Below are 16,442 nucleotides of genomic sequence, written 5' to 3' on the forward strand. Positions count from 1 at the left end.
TGGAGTCGGGTTGCCCATGCCGCTCACCATGCCGGAGGAACTGATCCTCCTGATGCTGGACGACCAGACCGGCCGCCTGCACGAAATGGCGGGTCCGGCCTCTGGCTATGCCGTCGCCGGCGCCATCCTTGCGGAACTCGCGCTGCGCAACCGGATCGATACGGATCCCAGCCGCCTCTTCGTCGCCGATCCCACCCCGACCGGCGACACGCTGCTCGACCCCGTGCTCGCCCGGATCGCCGCCGATCCCGGCATGGAGCCCGGCGAGCCGGACCTTCCCCATGGCAGCCGCTGGTGGATCGAGACGCTGGGCCGTGATGCCGATAGCTTCCGTGACGCCATCTTCGCCCGCCTGGTCGCCCAGGGCATTCTGCGGGAGGAGAAGGGCCGCTTCCTCTGGATCTTCCCCGAGCGCCGCTACCCGGTGGTCTCCGACAAGGAGGAGCGCGAGGTGAAGGCGCGGCTGATGGCCGTGATCTTCGACGACGAGATCCCTGAGCCGCGCGACAGCCTGCTGATCGGCCTCGTCCGCGCCGCCGGGCTGTTGCCGCTGCTGCTCGGCAGTGAGACGCTGGAATCGGCCGAGCCGCGCATCGAGCAGGTGGCCAATCTCGAGGAGCTGAGTCGCTCCCTCGGCAATGCCGTGCGCGACATCTTCATCGAGATGGCCCGCTACACGCCGCTCATGTGAGCGGGCTCACCCGAAGCGCAGCTTCATCGCCAGGATATAGGCGGAAAGCAGCAGGGTGACGCCATTGGCCAGGATCAGCCCATGGCTGCCGATCAGCAGCCCATAGGCAAGCCAGAGCGCGATCCCGGCGTTGAACAGCAGCAGCATCGGCGCGGAGAAATCACGCGCCGAGCGCGTGCGGTGCGTCCGCAGCACCTGGGGCACGAAGGCGATGGTGGTGAGGATTCCCGCCGCCACGCCAAGCCACTCCACAGGATCCATGGCCCCTTCCCTGGTGCGCGGCTTTCCCGGGCGCGCCCGGACGCCTATGCATCAGCCCATGTCCGAAATCCAACACCGGATCGAAACCGTCACGGCTGGGGCGTTGCAGCCGCATCTCGGTACGGTCGCGCGATTGCGCGCCATCGTCTTCCGCGACTGGCCCTATCTCTACGAGGCCCAGGAGGGTTACGAGGCCGGCTATCTCCGCAGCTATGCCGAGAGCCCCGGTGCCGCCGTGATCCTCGCCCTCGCCGGGGAGGAGCCGGTGGGCGCCGCGACCTGCCAGCCTATGGTCGAAGCGGGGCGCGCGGTGCTAGAGGCCGCCGCCAAGGTCGGCATGGACCCCGCCACCACCTGCTATTTCGGTGAATCCGTGCTGCTGCCCGAATGGCGTGGCCGCGGCATCGGTGTCGCCTTCTTCGCGGCGCGGGAGGCACATGCCCGCTCTCTCGGCCTCCGCCGCGCCGCCTTCTGCGCCGTCCGCCGCGCCCCCTCCGATCCCCGCCGCCCCGCCGGGCACGAGCCGCTCGATGCCTTCTGGCGCAAGCGCGGCTACGTCCCCGTGCCCGGCATGGCGGCCCATATGATGTGGCGCGAGGTCGGCAGCGAGGCCGAGATGCCTCATATCCTCGATTTCTGGGCGAGGGACCTGCCGTGACGCCGCTGCGCCTCGCTCTCCTCCCCTATCCGGTGGAGCGCCCGGACGGGGTGCCCGCCTTCGCCGCCAAGCTCGACCGCCTCCTCGCCGAGGCGAAGGCCAGCGGGGCGAACCTCGCCGTGCTGCCCGAATATGCCAGCGTGGAGCTAGGCGCCTCCCTCTGTCACGCGGCGCCGCCAACCGAGGCCGCGGAACTGGCCGCCATGGTCGATGCCGCCCCCGAAATCCTCGCCGCCATCCGCGAGGCGGCCCGGCGCGCCGGCCTGTGGCTGCTTCCCGGCAGCCTGGCGATGCGCGATGCCGATGGTCTCATCCGCAACCGCGCGCCGCTGATCGCCCCGGATGGGCGCCTCGCCTTCCAGGACAAGCAGGCCATGACCCGCTTCGAGAGCGAGCGCTGGGGTGTCTCCTCAGGGGCGCCGCCCTCGGTCTTCGAGACGCCCTGGGGCCGGATCGGCATCTCGATCTGCTACGACGTGGAGTTCCCGCTGCATGTCCGCGCCCAGGTCGAGGCCGGCGCCTGGCTCATCCTCGCTCCCTCCTGCACGGACACACTGCACGGCTTCAACCGCGTGCGCCTGACCGCCGCCGCCCGCGCGGTGGAGAACCAGTGTTTCGTCGCCGTCACCCCCACCGTGGGCGAGGCCCCCTGGTCCGCCGCGCTGGACGTGAACCGGGGGCAGGCTGCGGTCTTCGGCCCCGTCGATCGCGGCTTCCCAGAGGATGGCGTGATCGCCGAAGGCGCGCTGGACGACCCGCGTTGGCTGTTCGTGGATCTCGACCCCGCGCGGATCGCGGCGGTGCGGCAGGACGGCGCCGTGCGCAACCACCGGAACTGGCAGGGCGCCGTTCCCCCCGCCCCCGTCGCAGGCTTCGCATGACCCTCCTCTACCTGGTGGCTGGTGAATCCTCCGGCGACGTGCTGGGCGCGCGGCTGATCGCGAGCCTGCGCGCCATGCGCCCAGCGCTGCGCTTCGCCGGCATCGGCGGGGACCGCATGGCCGAGCAGGGCGTCGGAAGCCTCTTCCCCATGCGGGAACTCGCGCTGATGGGCTTGCTGGAGGTGCTGCCGAAAATCCGCAGCCTCGCGCGCCGTATGGAGCAGACGGTGGCCGACATCACCGCCCGCCGCCCCGCCGCGGTGGTAACGATCGACAGCCCCGGCTTCGCCATGCGACTGGCCAAGCGCGTGAAGCCGCTGGGCATCCCGGTGATCCATTACGTCGCCCCGCAGGTCTGGGCCTGGCGCCAAGGCCGGGTGAAGGAAATGGCGCACCGGCTGGACCGTATCCTCGCCCTGCTGCCCTTCGAGCCGCCCTTCTTCGAGAAGGCCGGCGTTCCCGTCACCTTCGTCGGCCACCCGGTGCTGGAAAGCGGCGCCGATAAGGGTAACGCCGCGCGCTTCCGTGCCGTCCATGGCATCGCAGCGCATGAGGAGGTCGTGCTGGTAATGCCTGGCAGCCGCCGCACCGAGATCAGCCGCCTGCTACCGGTCTTCGGCGAGACGCTCCGCCTCCTCGCCGCCCACCGCCCTGGCCTGCGCCCGGTGGTGCCGCTTGCCGGCCCGGTGGAGGAAGCCGTTCGCGCAGCGGCCGCGCACTGGCACCCAAAGCCTATCCTGATCAGGGACGTGGCGGAAAAGCACGACGCCTATGCTGCCGCCTCCGCCGGGCTGATCAAGTCCGGGACTTCCTCGCTGGAGGTGGCTCTGGCGGGTGTGCCGATGGTGGTCGGCTACCGGGTGAACCCGATCACCGCCACCATCGTGCGGCGCCTGATCAAGGTGAAATATGCGAGCATCGTGAACCTGCTCGCCGATGCGCCGGTTATCCCGGAATACCTGCAAGGCGACTGCCGCCCCGACCTCCTGGCCGCCGCGCTGGAACCCCTATTGGCCGGCGGGCCGGAGGCCCGGGCACAGCGTGAGGGCTTCGCGCGCGTCCTCTCCAAATTGGCACCACCCGGCGGCGGCAGCCCAAGCGAGGCTGCCGCCCGCGCAGTGCTGGCGATGCTCAGCGAGTGAGACCGGAGCCAGGTCCGGTCTTCGGGTTCTGAGGGTCGACCATCGGCACGCCCGTTCCACCCATCCGCGCCGCACCGACGGCGAAGGAGGTGTTGGCGGGCAGGTCGGCCTCGGAGACCGCCGTGGGATCGCTCTCCCACCCCTCCTCACGCCAGTCCGCCGTGCGCGTCTCGAGATCGACCGCCCCGTGGCGGTTGAACACCGCGATCACGTGATCGGCCAGACTTTCATCCACGTCCGCGGTCACCACCGAGCCGCCCCGCCGGATGCCTTCGTAATAGGCGTGGCGATCCGAATCCGGCATCAGCAGGTTACCCAGGGAAGCCCAGAAGCCATGGTCCTCGACCGGCTGGGCATTCTCCAGGACATGGAGCTCGATCTGGTCGGGCTCGATATGGTCATGAACGCGCAGATGCGTGACGACAGCTTCCGCCTCGTCCCGGTTGTCGAACAGAGCTGAGATAATGCGACTCATGCCGTCCTCCTGCCGTTCCCTGCGGAAGGGAACGGCAGGCCGGCATCCGAAGTTGCCATGACTCCGGGCAGGCACCGGTATGGCTGTCACCTGCCCGGATTTCACCGTCCCGCCCCGTCCAGGTGCCTGGACGGCCGCAGCCGCTCCCGCGCCCAGCGCTCAGGTCTTGTCAGACACCCGTCGGGCTGGACGGCCTCGTGCCCGTGGTTCCCGCCGTATCCGTGCGGCCGTCATCCACCTCCACCTCGGTGCGCCGCACCGTGTCGGAGATGGCCTCGTCGCGCTGCTCCACATCCTTACGGATGACCAGTTCCTCCCTCACCCGCGCTTCCTTGGAAACCACCGCCTCCTCGCCATGCTCCACCGCCTCAATGGTGCGCTCGCGGAAGGCGTCATCCCCCGCGGAAAGCGGCTGGTCGACCGGCCGCCGCTCCACATGCACATGCTCCTCGCGCAGGGTGACGGTTTCATTGACCGGCGTCTCAACGATATAGGAACGCACCCGCACCCGACCGCGCTCCGTCTCGCGCTTTCCGACGCGGAGCTGTTCCTCCGCTATCGGAATCCGCTCCTTATTGGACATGTCGCCCAACTGGTCGGTTCTGTGCATGCCCATGTCACCGCCAATGTCCGCCATGGTCCCAGTGGTGGTGTTCGGCGTCGGGCCACCGGCCATGCCGGAACCGGCACCCGCCATCGGCGTGGCTCCGCCGACCGCCGGGGTAGAGGTGCCGCCCATGCTCGCCGCGCCCAAGGCGGCGGAGTGGTTCATCGGCCGACACGTGCCCTCGGCGTCATCCGTCCCCATGGTGGCGCCATCCGTGGTGGTTCCCATCCCGGCGGTTCCGGCCATCCCCGCAGTCCCGGCCATTCCGGCCATACCGGACATGCCCGTCGTGTCGGGTTGGTAGCCGCTCCACCCCGCGGAGCGCCACTCCGCCTCGCGGGAATCGAAATCGACCGCGCCGTGCTGCTCGAACACCTCCATCGCGTGGTCGACCACCGCATCCCCTACCTCGGCGGAGACGACGAAGCCGCCGCGGCGGATGCCTTCCGCATAGGCCTGCCGATCCTCGTCGGCGATGAACAGGTCCCGGAGCGACGCCCAGAAGCCGCGGTCCCCGGTATCGCCACCGTTACCGGTGGCGGATTGCCCATGGATGGTGATGCGGTCGGGGTCGATTCCATCATGGCTGCGCAGGTGGGAGGCGACAGCCTCCGCCTCGGCGCGGTCGTCGAAGAGGCCGATGATCGTGCGGGTCATGCCGCTCGCCTTGTCCAATGGTATTGGAACTTCGCAGCAATGCTGTACCGGGGCGCCGGATCAGGAGCCTACGGCATCGGGATTGGGCGGAACCCTCTCCACGGCGGCGTGTTGCACGCGGCGCGTAGCCGGGTGCTCGATCTTCTCTTCCGTATCGATCAGGCGGAGGTGGATCTCCTCCCGCAGGACGAGCCGCTTCTCGACGACGAGGACCTCCTCGACGACGGGAATGATGACGACGTTCCCCTCCTACCGGACGCGCGGCGCCTCCGTGACGGTCTGCCCCACCGCCCGCCGCTCAACCTCTGCATGGCTGCTGCGCAGCGTCTCGCGCAGCACCTCCTCCACCACCTCGGTGGTGCGGGAGACGCGCACGCGCCCGGTCTCCACCGAGCGGGTGTCGAGGCTCAACCCTTCCTCGATGAGGGGGAGCACGGTCTCGGAGGGAACCTCGCCCGGCATCGCAACCTCATCGCGGAACTCTCGGAAAACGGGCGAGGCCGTGGCTGGTTTCGCAATGCGGAATGCGAGCGGCGCAGTTACCTCGCGTGGCGCTTCGGCCTTGCCTTGCGGCGGAGTTCCATCAGGTCCGCCTCTTCCCGCGCCGCACTTCGCAACAGCGCCTCCTGCCCCCAGCGATACTGCGGCGGGCAGGCAGTCCGCACTCCGTAGCGAGCAGCGGCGGCCAGGGTGAAGGCCGGGTCCACCAGATGCGGCCGGGCCAGCGCCACCAGATCGGCGCGCCCGGCGGCCAGGATGGTGTTGATCTGGTCGGCGCTGGTGATGCTGCCGACGCACATGGTGGCGACCTTCGCCTCATTGCGGATCATGTCCGACCAAGGCACCTGGAACATCCGCCCGTAATGCGGTGCGCTATCCGCTACCGTCTGGCCGGTCGAGACATCCAGCAGGTCGCAACCCTCATCGGCGAAGGCACGGGCGATCGCCAGCGTCTCCTCATCCGTGATCCCGCCATCCGCCCAGTCAGTTGCGGAGACGCGCACACTCATCGGCTTGTCCAAGGGCCAGACCGCCCGCATGGCGCGATAGACTTCCAGCGGATAGCGCAGCCGGTTCTCCAGGCTACCGCCATAGGCGTCGGTTCGCAGGTTCAGCAGCGGTGAGAGGAAGCTCGCCATCAGGTATCCATGGGCGCAATGGAATTCGAGCATGTCGAAGCCCGCGCAGGCGCCGCGCCGGGCAGCCGCCACGAAGTCATCGCGCACCTTGTCCATCTCGGCGCGGGTGATCTCGCGCGGCAACTGGCTGTTCGGGAAATAGGGCTTGGCGCTGGCGGAGACGATGGGCCAGGCCCCTTCCTCCAGTGGCTGGTCCATCCCCTCCCACATCAGCTTCGTCGCCCCCTTCTGCCCGGCATGGCCGAGTTGCAGGGCAATGCGGCTGGCGCCATGGGCATGGACGAAATCCACGATCCGGCGCCAGGCGACCTCCTGCTCGTCATTCCACAGTCCCGTGCAGCCCGGGGTGATGCGCGCCTCTGGGGAGACGCAGGTCATCTCGGTAAAGATCAGCCCCGCCCCGCCGGTGGCGCGGGCGCCGTAATGCATCAGGTGCCAGTCGTCCGGCGTGCCGTGCATCGCCGAATATTGGCACATGGGCGAGACGACCACGCGGTTCGCCAGCTCCATCCCGCGCAGCCGGAAGGGCTGGAACATGGGCGGCGCGCCGGCCACCGCGGGCAGGCCCTCCGCCCGCACCTCGCCCTCGAACAACGCTCGTGACTCTTCGACAAACTCTGGTGCGCGCAGCGCCAGGTTGTCCCAGGTGATCGCCTTGGAGCGTGTCATCACACCGAAGGCGAAGCGCGTCGCCGGCATGTGCCAGAAGCGGTCCACATGCTCGAACCAGACCAGCGACACATCCGCCGCGTGCTGGGTCTTCTCCACCTCCTCACGGCGCCCGCCCTCGAAGCGCGCCAGCACCGCCTCCACCGTGCCGCCCTGCATGAAGGCCGCGTGCAGGGCGATGGCATCCTCCATCGCCAGCTTGGTGCCGGAGCCAATGGAGAAATGCGCCGTCGCCTTGGCATCCCCGAGCAGCACCACGTTCCCCTTCGACCAGCGGGCGCAGCGCATCATCGGGAACTGCCGCCACAGGCTGCGGTTGGTGATCAGCCGGTGGCCCTGCAATTCCTCCGCGAAGACCTCCTCCAGGAAGGCGGCGCTTTGCGCCTCGTTCATGGCGCCCAGACCGGCGCGCTCGAAGGTCTCGGGATCCGTCTCCAGCACCCAGGTGCTGGCATTCGCCTCATACTGGTAGCAATGGGCGATGAAGATGCCCTCGGGACGCTCCTTGAAGAAGAAGGTGAAGGCGTCGAAGGGCCGCGTGCTGCCCATCCAGGCAAAGCGATTGGGGCGCAGGTCTACCACCGGCGCGAAATGCTCCAGGTCGCGCTGCCGCACCGCGCTGTTGATGCCGTCCGCCGCCACGATCAGGTCGGCATCCGGGAAATCCTCCGGCTTGGCGTCCCGGCCGAATTCCAGCTCCACCCCGACTTCCCGCGCCCGATCCTGCAGCAGCATCAGCAGTGTGCGGCGCGAGCAGCCGCAGAAGCCGTTGCCGCCGATGCGGTGCACCGCATCCTTCGCGTGGATTTCGATATCGTCCCAATAGGCGAAGGCATCCGTGATCGCCTCGTAACTGGTTCGGTCCGCCTTCTCGAAGGTCTCCAGCGTCTGGTCGCTGAACACCACGCCGAAGCCGAAGGTATCGTCCGCCTGGTTGCGCTCCACCACCGTGACCTGCGCCTCGGGGCGGTCACGCTTCATCAGGACCGCGAAGTAGAGCCCGGCCGGGCCGCCGCCGATGACCGCGATCCGCATGGGGGAGCCTCCTGGATACCGCAAGCGGAAATAGTTTAGGCTTCAAGCTTCCAGGCTTTCAACTGCCGCTTGCGGCATCCGGGGAAAACACTTTAGGCTTCAAGCATCATGGACGGCATCACCGGACGGCACGCGATCGTGACAGGCGGCGGGACGGGCATCGGCCTGGCCGTGGCGGGTGCCCTCACCCGCGCGGGCGCCCGCGTGACGGCGGTCGGCCGCCGCGAAGCCCCGCTGCGCGCCGCCGTTGATGCCGGCCAGGCCGCCGGTTTCGAACTGGCCGATGTAACGCAGGAGGGCGCCTTCGCCGCCGCCCTCGCTCGCCGCGGCGCCGCCGCCATCCTGGTCAATGCCGCTGGCGCCGCCGAAAGCGCCCCCTTCCTGAAGACCGGCGACGAAATCTGGGACCGGATGCTGCGCGTGAACCTGCTCGGCGCCGCCTCGGCCACCCGCGCCGCCCTGCCCGCCATGCTGGAAGCCCGCTGGGGCCGGGTGGTGAACATTGCCTCCACCGCCGCGCTGCGCGGCTACCCCTATGTCACCGCCTACACCGCCGCGAAGCACGGGCTTCTCGGCCTCACCCGCGCCCTGGCTCTGGAAGTGGCCACCAAAGGCGTCACGGTGAACGCCGTTTGCCCCGGCTTCACCGAAACTGACATTGTCGCCGAAAGCGTCGCCCGGATCATGGGGAAAACCGGCAGGTCCGAGGCGGAGGCGCGCGCCGAACTCTCCCGACACAACCCACAGGGCCGTCTCGTGCAGCCCGCGGAAGTGGCCGCCACCGTCCTTTTCCTCTGCTCGGAGGCTGCCAGCGCCATCAACGGCCGGGCCATTGCCGTGGATGGAGGGGAGGTCCCGTGACGCCACCCGACACCCATGTCGACGCCGAGACCGCCCTCGACCATGCCCCGGCGGGCCATAAGGACGACCTGCGCCTCTGGCTGCGCATGCTCTCATGCGCTCGGTTGATCGAAGCCGAGATCCGGCGCCGTCTGCGCACGGGCTTCGACACAACCCTACCCCGCTTCGACTTTCTCGCGCAGCTCGAACGCGCAGCCGATGGCCTCACCCCTGGCGAGATCAGCCGCCGCATGATGGTCACAGGCGGCAATGTCACCGGCCTCGCCACGAGACTTGAGGAAGAGGGCCTGATCGAGCGCCGCGCCGTGCGCGAGGACCGCCGCGCGGTCACGCTCCGCCTCACCGCGCAGGGCCGCCGCGAATTCGCGCGCCAGTCCGCCGCCCATGAAGGCTGGATCGCGGAACTTCTCGGCGGCCTGTCCGCCACCGACCGCGCCGCGCTGCTGCGCCTGCTGGACCGCACGCGCCGCGGCGTCCGCGCTGCTATTTCGGAGGGCGAGGCATGAGCCTCAGCGAATTCCAGGCACGCCATGTGCACCTCAGCGTGGAGGGCAAAACCGCCTCCATCCTGCTGGACCGCCCCGAGCGAAAGAACCCGCTCACCTTCGAATCCTACGCCGAGCTGGTCGCAATCTTCCGCGCCGCCGTGCAGGACGAATCCGTGGGCGCCTTCGTCATCTCCGGATCCGGCGGCAACTTCTGCTCCGGTGGCGACGTGCACGAGATCATCGGCCCGCTGCTGGACCGCGACACCAGGGGCCTGATGCAGTTCACCGCCATGACCGGTGACCTGGTGAAGGCCATGCGCGCATGCCCGCAGCCCATCCTCTCGGCGGTGGACGGCATTGCGGCCGGCGCCGGCGCCATCATCGCCATGGCCTCGGACATCCGAATCGCCACGCCGCGCGCCAAGGTCGCCTTCCTCTTCAACCGGGTCGGCCTCGCCGGCTGCGACATGGGTGCCTGCGCCATCCTGCCGCGCATCATCGGCCAGGGCCGCGCCTCGGAACTTCTCTACACCGGCCGCTCCATGTCGGTGCAGGAAGGGCTGGACTGGGGCTTCTTCTCCCGCTCCGTCGAGCCCGAGGCGCTGATGCAGACCGCCACGGACCTCGCCCGCCAGATCACCGAGGGGCCGGGCTTCGCCAATGCCATGACGAAGCGGATGCTCGCCATGGAATGGTCCATGTCCGTGGAGCAGGCCATCGAGGCCGAGGCCGTCGCCCAGGCCCTCTGCATGACGACGAAGGACTTCCGCCGCGCCTACGAGGCATTCGCCGCCAAGCGCCGTCCTGTCTTCGAGGGCGATTGATGCCCGATCGCGACTTCCTCTCCTGGCCTTTCCTCGAACCCCGGCACCGGGACTGGGCGGATGAGGTGGAAGCCTGGGCTTCCGCTCATGCAGGGCGCCTGTCGCAGGGCGACACGGATGACGCCGTCCGCAATCTTACCCGCGCCATGGGCGAGGCCGGACTCCTGCGCGCCGCTGTGCCCGCGGATGGCAGGCTCGACGTCCGCTCCCTCTGCATCGCGCGCGAGGTCCTGGCCCGCCATTCCGGGCTGGCGGATTTCGCCTTCGCCATGGCCGGCCTTGGCACCGGCGCGATCACTCTCTTCGGTGACGCCGGGCTGAAGGACGCCTTCCTCCCCACCGCCCGCGCCGGCACTGCCCTGGCCGCCTTCGCCCTCAGCGAGCCCGAAGCCGGCTCGGACGTTGCCGCCCTCTCCACCATCGCCACACGTGACGGCAACGCGCATTGGCGGCTGGACGGCAGCAAGACCTGGATCAGCAATGGCGGCATCGCCGGCACCTATGTCGTCTTTGCCCGCAGCGGCGAGGCGCTGGGTGCCAGGGGCCTCTCCGCCTTCCTTGTCCCCGCCGACACGCCTGGCCTGACCATTGAGGAGCGGATCGAGGTATCGGCCCCGCATCCCCTCGCGATGCTCCGCTTTGACGGGCTACGCATCCCGGATGCCTACCGCCTCGGCAAGCCCGGCGATGGGTTCAAGGTGGCCATGGCGACGCTGGATGTTTTCCGCGCCACCGTCGGCGCGGCCGCCCTCGGCTTTGCCCGCCACGCACTCGATCTGACGGTGGAACGCGCCTCCAACCGCCACCTTTTCGGCGGCCCGCTTTTCGACCAGCAGATGACCCAGGCCGCCATCGCTGAAAGCGCTGTGGAGGTGGAGACCTCGGCGCTGCTCGTCTACCGCGCCGCCTGGCTCAAGGATTCCGGCGCGCCCCGCGTTTCGCGTGAGGCGTCCATGGCCAAGCTCCACGCGACGGAAGCCGCGCAGCGCGTGGTGGATCGCTGCGTGCAGATCCACGGGGGGCACGGCGTCGTCCGCGACCACCCTGCAGAAAAACTCTACCGGGAGGTTCGCGCGCTGCGCGTCTATGAGGGCGCCAGCGAAGTGCAGCGGATCATCATCGCCCGCGCCGAGCGCGCGCGGGCCGAGGAGGCGGCACAATGCAGACCGACACCATGACGGCCGAATGGTCCGGCGCCACGCCGGATTTCGCGCCCAGCGCGCATGTCGACACCTTCCCGCGCGACAACCTGCCGCCGCGCGACCAGTGGCCCGAACTCCTCTTCGACCTCGAGGATTACCACTATCCCACCCGCCTGAACTGCGCCGTCGAATTTCTCGACCGCAATGTCGAGACGGGTCGCGGCGACCACCCTGCCCTCATCACGCCTGAGGAAACCCTCACCTACCGCCAGCTGCAGAACCGGGTGGACCGCATCTGCAACGTGCTGACGCGCGATCTCGGCATGGTGCCCGGCAACCGCGTCATGCTGCGCAGTGCCAACAACGCCTGGATGACCGCCACTTATCTGGCCGTGCTGAAGGCAGGCGGCGTCGTCGTCGCCACCATGCCGCTGCTCCGAGCGAAGGAGCTGGGGCAGATGCTGGAGAAGGCCCGCATCAGCCACGCCCTCTGCGACGTGAAGCTGCGCGAGGAGATGGAGCTGGCCGCCGCCAAGGCACCGCTGCTGAAGCACCTCGTCTACTGGGGCAACGGCGATCTCGAAGCCCGCTGCGCCGCGCAGCCGGAAGGCTTCGCCGCCTGCGACACCGCCGCTGACGATGTGTGCCTCATCGGCTTCACCTCCGGCACCACGGGCCTGCCCAAGGGCACCATGCATTTCCACCGGGACATGCTTGCTATCTGCGACGGCTATTCCCGCCACGTCCTTCGACCGGCGCCGGAGGACCGGTTCATCGGCTCCGCTCCGCTCGCCTTCACCTTCGGCCTGGGCGGCCTCGTGCTCTTTCCCTTCCGCATCGGGGCCACCGGCATCCTGCTGGAGAAGGCCGGGCCGGACGAGCTCCTTCCCGCCATCGAGAAGCACCGCGCCACCATTTGCTTCACCGCCCCCACCGCCTATCGCGTGATGGCGCAGAAGGTGGGGCAGTTCGACATCTCCTCCCTCCGCAAATGCGTCTCGGCGGGCGAAACCCTGCCCAAGGCCATCTTCGATGCCTGGGAGAAGGCCACCGGCCTGCGGCTGATGGACGGCATCGGCGGCACGGAGATGCTGCACATCTTCGTTGCGGCACCGGAGGAAACGCTCCGCCCCGGCTGCACCGGCCTCGCCGTGCCCGGCTACCAGGCCAAGGTCGTTGACGACGACGGCCAGGAGGTCCCGCGTGGCACGCCCGGCTGGCTGGCCATCCGCGGCCCTATCGGCTGCCGCTACCTCGCCGATCCGCGCCAGGCCAGCTATGTCCGCCACGGCTGGAACATCCCAGGCGATGTCTACATCCAGGATGAGGACGGCTTCTTCCGCTATCAGGGCCGCGGCGACGACATGATCGTGGCTGCCGGCTACAACATCGCAGGCCCAGAGGTGGAGGGCGCGCTGCTCACCCACCCCGCCGTGCGCGAATGCGGCGTGGTCGGCGCACCCGACGGCAAGGGCGGCATGCTGGTGAAAGCCTATGTCGCGCTCAAGGGCGATTACCTGGCGAGCGACGTATTGGTGAAGGCGCTGCAGGATCATGTGAAGGCCGAAATTGCGCCCTATAAGGCCCCACGCGAGATCGAATTTCTCGAAGCCCTGCCCCGCACCGAATCCGGCAAGCTGCAGCGCTTCGCCCTGCGCAAGATGGCGTGCCAGTGACGCGCCCGAGCCCAATCGCCGCCTCCGCCCTGCCCGCCGCCGCCTTTCGCGCGGCGGCACGGGTCCGCTTCGGCGATTGTGATCCGGCCGGGATCGTCTTCTTCCCCAATTGGTTCGTTCTCGCCAATGCCGCCATTGAGGACCTGTTCCGCCAGCGCCTGGGCATCGACTATCACGCGATGCATGCCGAACGCGGTATCGGCACCGGCTTCGTCCATGCCGGCGCCACCTTCATGCGTCCAGGGATGATGGGGGATGACGTCACCCTCACCCCGCTGATTCGCCGCGTCGGCAGCGCCTCCTACGACTACGACCTGCACATCCATCGCGGCGAGGAGGAGCTGGCCAGGCTCGACCTCGTCACCGCCACCACCAGCCTCGCCAGCCGGGGCAGCATTCCGGTGCCCCCCGACCTCCGCGCCGCCCTGCTGCGCTACCAGTCGGAATGCGGCGCCCCGGGCCTCCAGGAGACCCCCGCATGAGCGGCCCCCTCGATATTCTCCAGCCTCCAGGCTGGCCCGCCCCGCGGGGCTATTCCAATGGCATGGCCGGACGGGGCCGCACGGTGCTGGTGGGGGGCCAGATCGGCTGGGACGAGACGGGGCGCATCGCCCAGGGCTTCGTCGCGCAGACCGAGCAGGCGCTGCGCAACATCCTCGCCGTGCTGGCGGAGGCTGGCGGCGGCCCGGAGCATATCGGCCGCCTCACCTGGTACGTCGTGGACATGGACGAATACCGCGCCTGCCTGCCCGAGCTGGGCCGCGCCTACCGCGCCGTGATGGGCCGCAACTTCCCGGCCATGGCCCTTGTCGGCGTCGTCGCACTGGCGGAGCCCGAGGCGCGGCTGGAGATCGAGGCCACCGCCATCATCCCCGACTGAACCGGTCCCGGCAACGGCCGCGCGGCAGCACAGGAGCAGACCACGCTACCATCGGCCAGCCGGTTCGGCACCGTCGGCTCCCCGCAATGCGGGCATTCACGGACTGTCTCCATCGCGGGCGCTCCCCTGGCAGGCCATAGCTGGGACTGCTTCCCGGCAGGGAAAGGGGCGGATGGATGCGCAGGGAAAGGGGCGGATGGATGCGCAGGGGAAGCCGAAACGGCATGCCCCCGCCTTGAACGGTCCGGGCCCCGGTGCGAATGTCCGGCCGCGCCGGGGTCCGCCCGGCCTGGATATGCCGGCGGGGGACCAACCCGCCCCATCACCCGTTTGAGCAGCGCACGAGGATCGGAATGGCCAAGATCAAGGTGAAGACCCCAGTCGTCGAGATGGACGGGGATGAGATGACCCGGATCATCTGGGGCTTCATCAAGGAGAAGCTGATCCTTCCCTATCTCGACATCGACCTGAAGTATTACGACCTCGGCATCGAGTACCGCGACCAGACCGACGACCAGGTCACGATCGATGCCGCCAATGCCACCAAGCAGTATGGCGTCGGCATCAAGTGCGCGACCATTACCCCGGACGAGGCGCGGGTGAAGGAGTTCAACCTCAAGAAGATGTGGCGCTCCCCCAACGGGACCATCCGCAACATCCTCGACGGCACGATCTTCCGCGAGCCGATCATCTGCCAGAACGTTCCTCGCCTGGTGCCGCATTGGTCCAAGCCGATCGTCGTTGGCCGCCATGCGTATGGCGACATCTACCGCGCGGTTGAGATGAAGGTCCCCGGCGCCGGCACGGTGAAGATGACCTACATTCCCGAGGGCGGGCAGCCGCAGGAGATCGGCGAGTTCGCCTTCAAGGCGGGCGGCGCCGCCATGATGCAGCACAACCTGAACGCCTCGATCGAGGGCTTCGCGCGTGCCAGCTTCAACTACGGCCTGGCCCGCAACTTCTCGGTCTACTTCAGCCACAAGAACACGATCCTCAAGGCCTATGACGGCAACTTCAAAGACATCTTCCGCGGCATCTACGACGCCGAGTTCAAGGCGGAGTTCGAGAAGCGCGGCCTGACCTATGAGGACCGGCTGATCGACGACATGGTGGCGTCCGCCCTGAAGTGGGAAGGCGGCTATATCTGGGCCTGCAAGAACTACGATGGCGACGTGCAGTCCGACATCGTGGCGCAGGGCTTCGGCAGCCTCGGCCTGATGACCTCCGTGCTGCTCTCCCCGGATGGCAACACGGTGGAATCCGAGGCCGCGCACGGTACGGTGACGCGCCACTACCGCGAGCACCAGAAGGGCCGCGAGACCAGCACCAACCCGATCGCCTCGATCTTCGCCTGGACGCGCGGCCTCGCCTATCGCGGCAAGTTCGACAACACGCCGGATGTGGTGGACTTCGCCAATGCGCTGGAGAAGGTCTGCGTCGAGACGGTGGAGGCCGGCCATATGACCAAGGACCTCGCCATCCTGATCGGCAAGGACCAGCCCTGGCTCAACACCCAGGCCTTCCTCAACAAGTTGGACGAGAACCTGCAGAAGGCGCGCGCCTGAGCCGCGCCGCCTGCCTTGTGGCAGGCGGGTTGCTAGCATCGTGAGGGGGCGGGCGCCGGAAGGCCCCGCCCCTTCGCCGTTCCGGAACCAACATGCCCAGCTTTCTCACCCCGCTCGACCTCCTCGCCCTCGCGGTCTTCGCCGCCTGCTGGTTCGGCTATGCCTGGCTGGTGGACCGGGTGCCCTCCATCCGCCGCCGCAGCGTCATCCACGCCATGGACCAGCACCGCCGCCGCTGGCTGCTCGCCGCGATCCCGAGGGAGAACCGCATCGCGGATGTGGGGATTGTGGGGAACCTGATGTCCTCCACCTCCTTCCTCGCCAACACCTGCATCTTCATCATCGGCGGCGCCATGGCTCTTCTCGCCTCACCCGAGATCGGCCGCCACGTGCTGAGCGCCATGCCTTTCGCCGAGGCGTCGCTCACCGATGGCGGCTGGGAGGCGCGGGTCCTCCTGCTCCTGCTCATCTTCGTCCGGGCCTTCTTCGAGCTGACCTGGGCGCTGCGCCAGTTCAACTACGGCTCCATCCTCATCGGCGGCCTCGGCCGCACACCAGCCGCGGTCCCCGCCGCCGAGATCGCGGCCGAGGTCGTCAACCGCGCAGCCCGCCACTTCAACACCGGGCTGCGCGCCTATTACTTCGGCCTAGCGGTGCTGGCCTGGATGGTCCATCCGGTCGCCTTCGTCCTTGCTTCCCTCTGGGTGGTCTCCGAGCTGCACCGGCGGGAGTTCCGCTCCGCCGTCCAGGCGGCGCTCAACACCCAGGATTAGGGGCGCCGTTCACCCTCG

18 protein-coding genes are annotated in these 16,442 nt (G+C 68.6%); 13 read left to right on the forward strand and 5 right to left on the reverse strand.

Going from position 1 to position 16,442, the window contains the following annotated elements:
• The first annotated feature begins 16 nt into the window (after positions 1-16).
• Positions 17-691: a GOLPH3/VPS74 family protein gene (locus GSE44_RS08915; RefSeq protein ID WP_159348448.1), complete on the forward strand. Its 675-nt coding sequence runs from the start codon at positions 17-19 to the stop codon at positions 689-691.
• Between the two features lie 6 nt (positions 692-697).
• Here GSE44_RS08915 and GSE44_RS08920 read toward each other — a convergent pair whose 3' ends face one another.
• Entirely contained in the window at positions 698-952 is a 255-nt protein-coding gene (locus GSE44_RS08920; RefSeq protein WP_159348449.1) for a SemiSWEET family sugar transporter, read from the reverse strand.
• A gap of 58 nt (positions 953-1,010) precedes the next feature.
• Here GSE44_RS08920 and GSE44_RS08925 point away from each other — a divergent pair, with 58 nt between their 5' ends.
• Genes GSE44_RS08925 through lpxB form a run of 3 tightly spaced genes read left to right on the forward strand, consistent with a single transcriptional unit; the run spans position 1,011 to position 3,633 of the window.
• Positions 1,011-1,610 carry a GNAT family N-acetyltransferase gene (locus GSE44_RS08925; protein WP_201305991.1) on the forward strand — a complete coding sequence of 200 codons (600 nt, stop codon included), beginning with the start codon at positions 1,011-1,013 and terminating at the stop codon, positions 1,608-1,610.
• A complete protein-coding gene (locus GSE44_RS08930; RefSeq protein ID WP_159348451.1) occupies positions 1,607-2,491 on the forward strand; it encodes a carbon-nitrogen hydrolase family protein in 885 nt (294 codons plus the stop codon). Before GSE44_RS08925 ends, GSE44_RS08930 begins: the two co-directional genes overlap by 4 nt.
• Positions 2,488-3,633, forward strand: a complete 1,146-nt coding sequence (lpxB, locus tag GSE44_RS08935; protein ID WP_159348452.1) for a lipid-A-disaccharide synthase — start codon at positions 2,488-2,490, stop codon at positions 3,631-3,633. Before GSE44_RS08930 ends, lpxB begins: the two co-directional genes overlap by 4 nt.
• Here the strand turns inward: lpxB and GSE44_RS08940 are convergent.
• The 4 genes from GSE44_RS08940 to GSE44_RS08955 form a co-directional block, all read right to left on the reverse strand.
• Positions 3,623-4,108 (reverse strand): hypothetical protein, encoded by a 486-nt coding sequence (locus GSE44_RS08940; protein ID WP_159348453.1) that lies wholly within the window; start codon positions 4,106-4,108, stop codon positions 3,623-3,625. The two genes, lpxB and GSE44_RS08940, sit on opposite strands and share 11 nt — an antisense overlap.
• Before the next feature lie 169 nt (positions 4,109-4,277).
• Positions 4,278-5,372, reverse strand: coding sequence for a YsnF/AvaK domain-containing protein (locus tag GSE44_RS25605; protein ID WP_235924653.1), 1,095 nt, complete (start codon positions 5,370-5,372; stop codon positions 4,278-4,280).
• 249 nt (positions 5,373-5,621) lie between these two features.
• The gene (locus tag GSE44_RS26395) at positions 5,622-5,834 is read right to left on the reverse strand and encodes a DUF2382 domain-containing protein (protein ID WP_201305992.1); all 213 of its coding nucleotides are present in this window, start codon (positions 5,832-5,834) and stop codon (positions 5,622-5,624) included.
• A 77-nt stretch (positions 5,835-5,911) separates the two neighbouring features.
• Positions 5,912-8,215 carry a bifunctional salicylyl-CoA 5-hydroxylase/oxidoreductase gene (locus tag GSE44_RS08955; RefSeq protein WP_159348454.1) on the reverse strand — a complete coding sequence of 768 codons (2,304 nt, stop codon included), beginning with the start codon at positions 8,213-8,215 and terminating at the stop codon, positions 5,912-5,914.
• 108 nt (positions 8,216-8,323) lie between these two features.
• Between GSE44_RS08955 and GSE44_RS08960 the strand changes: the two genes are divergently transcribed.
• From GSE44_RS08960 to GSE44_RS09000, 9 genes are all read left to right on the forward strand, one after another.
• On the forward strand, positions 8,324-9,076 hold the full coding sequence (locus GSE44_RS08960) for an SDR family NAD(P)-dependent oxidoreductase (RefSeq protein WP_159348455.1): 753 nt from the start codon (positions 8,324-8,326) through the stop codon (positions 9,074-9,076).
• Positions 9,073-9,582: a MarR family winged helix-turn-helix transcriptional regulator gene (locus GSE44_RS08965; protein WP_235924654.1), complete on the forward strand. Its 510-nt coding sequence runs from the start codon at positions 9,073-9,075 to the stop codon at positions 9,580-9,582. The genes GSE44_RS08960 and GSE44_RS08965 overlap by 4 nt, the downstream gene beginning before the upstream one ends.
• A complete protein-coding gene (locus GSE44_RS08970; protein ID WP_159348456.1) occupies positions 9,579-10,388 on the forward strand; it encodes an enoyl-CoA hydratase family protein in 810 nt (269 codons plus the stop codon). The genes GSE44_RS08965 and GSE44_RS08970 overlap by 4 nt, the downstream gene beginning before the upstream one ends.
• A complete protein-coding gene (locus tag GSE44_RS08975; RefSeq protein ID WP_159348457.1) occupies positions 10,388-11,566 on the forward strand; it encodes an acyl-CoA dehydrogenase family protein in 1,179 nt (392 codons plus the stop codon). Before GSE44_RS08970 ends, GSE44_RS08975 begins: the two co-directional genes overlap by 1 nt.
• The gene (locus GSE44_RS08980; protein WP_235924655.1) at positions 11,548-13,206 is read left to right on the forward strand and encodes an AMP-binding protein; all 1,659 of its coding nucleotides are present in this window, start codon (positions 11,548-11,550) and stop codon (positions 13,204-13,206) included. Before GSE44_RS08975 ends, GSE44_RS08980 begins: the two co-directional genes overlap by 19 nt.
• Complete coding sequence (locus GSE44_RS08985) at positions 13,203-13,688, forward strand: acyl-CoA thioesterase (RefSeq protein WP_159348458.1); 486 nt, start codon at positions 13,203-13,205, stop codon at positions 13,686-13,688. The genes GSE44_RS08980 and GSE44_RS08985 overlap by 4 nt, the downstream gene beginning before the upstream one ends.
• Positions 13,685-14,086 carry a RidA family protein gene (locus GSE44_RS08990; RefSeq protein WP_159348459.1) on the forward strand — a complete coding sequence of 134 codons (402 nt, stop codon included), beginning with the start codon at positions 13,685-13,687 and terminating at the stop codon, positions 14,084-14,086. Before GSE44_RS08985 ends, GSE44_RS08990 begins: the two co-directional genes overlap by 4 nt.
• Before the next feature lie 353 nt (positions 14,087-14,439).
• Positions 14,440-15,651, forward strand: a complete 1,212-nt coding sequence (locus tag GSE44_RS08995; RefSeq protein WP_159348460.1) for an NADP-dependent isocitrate dehydrogenase — start codon at positions 14,440-14,442, stop codon at positions 15,649-15,651.
• A 92-nt stretch (positions 15,652-15,743) separates the two neighbouring features.
• Entirely contained in the window at positions 15,744-16,424 is a 681-nt protein-coding gene (locus GSE44_RS09000) for a DUF599 domain-containing protein (protein WP_159348461.1), read from the forward strand.
• The last annotated feature ends 18 nt before the right edge of the window (positions 16,425-16,442 follow it).

It is taken from the genome of Muricoccus harenae, assembly GCF_009848505.1.
Lineage (GTDB): Bacteria > Pseudomonadota > Alphaproteobacteria > Acetobacterales > Acetobacteraceae > Roseomonas > Roseomonas harenae.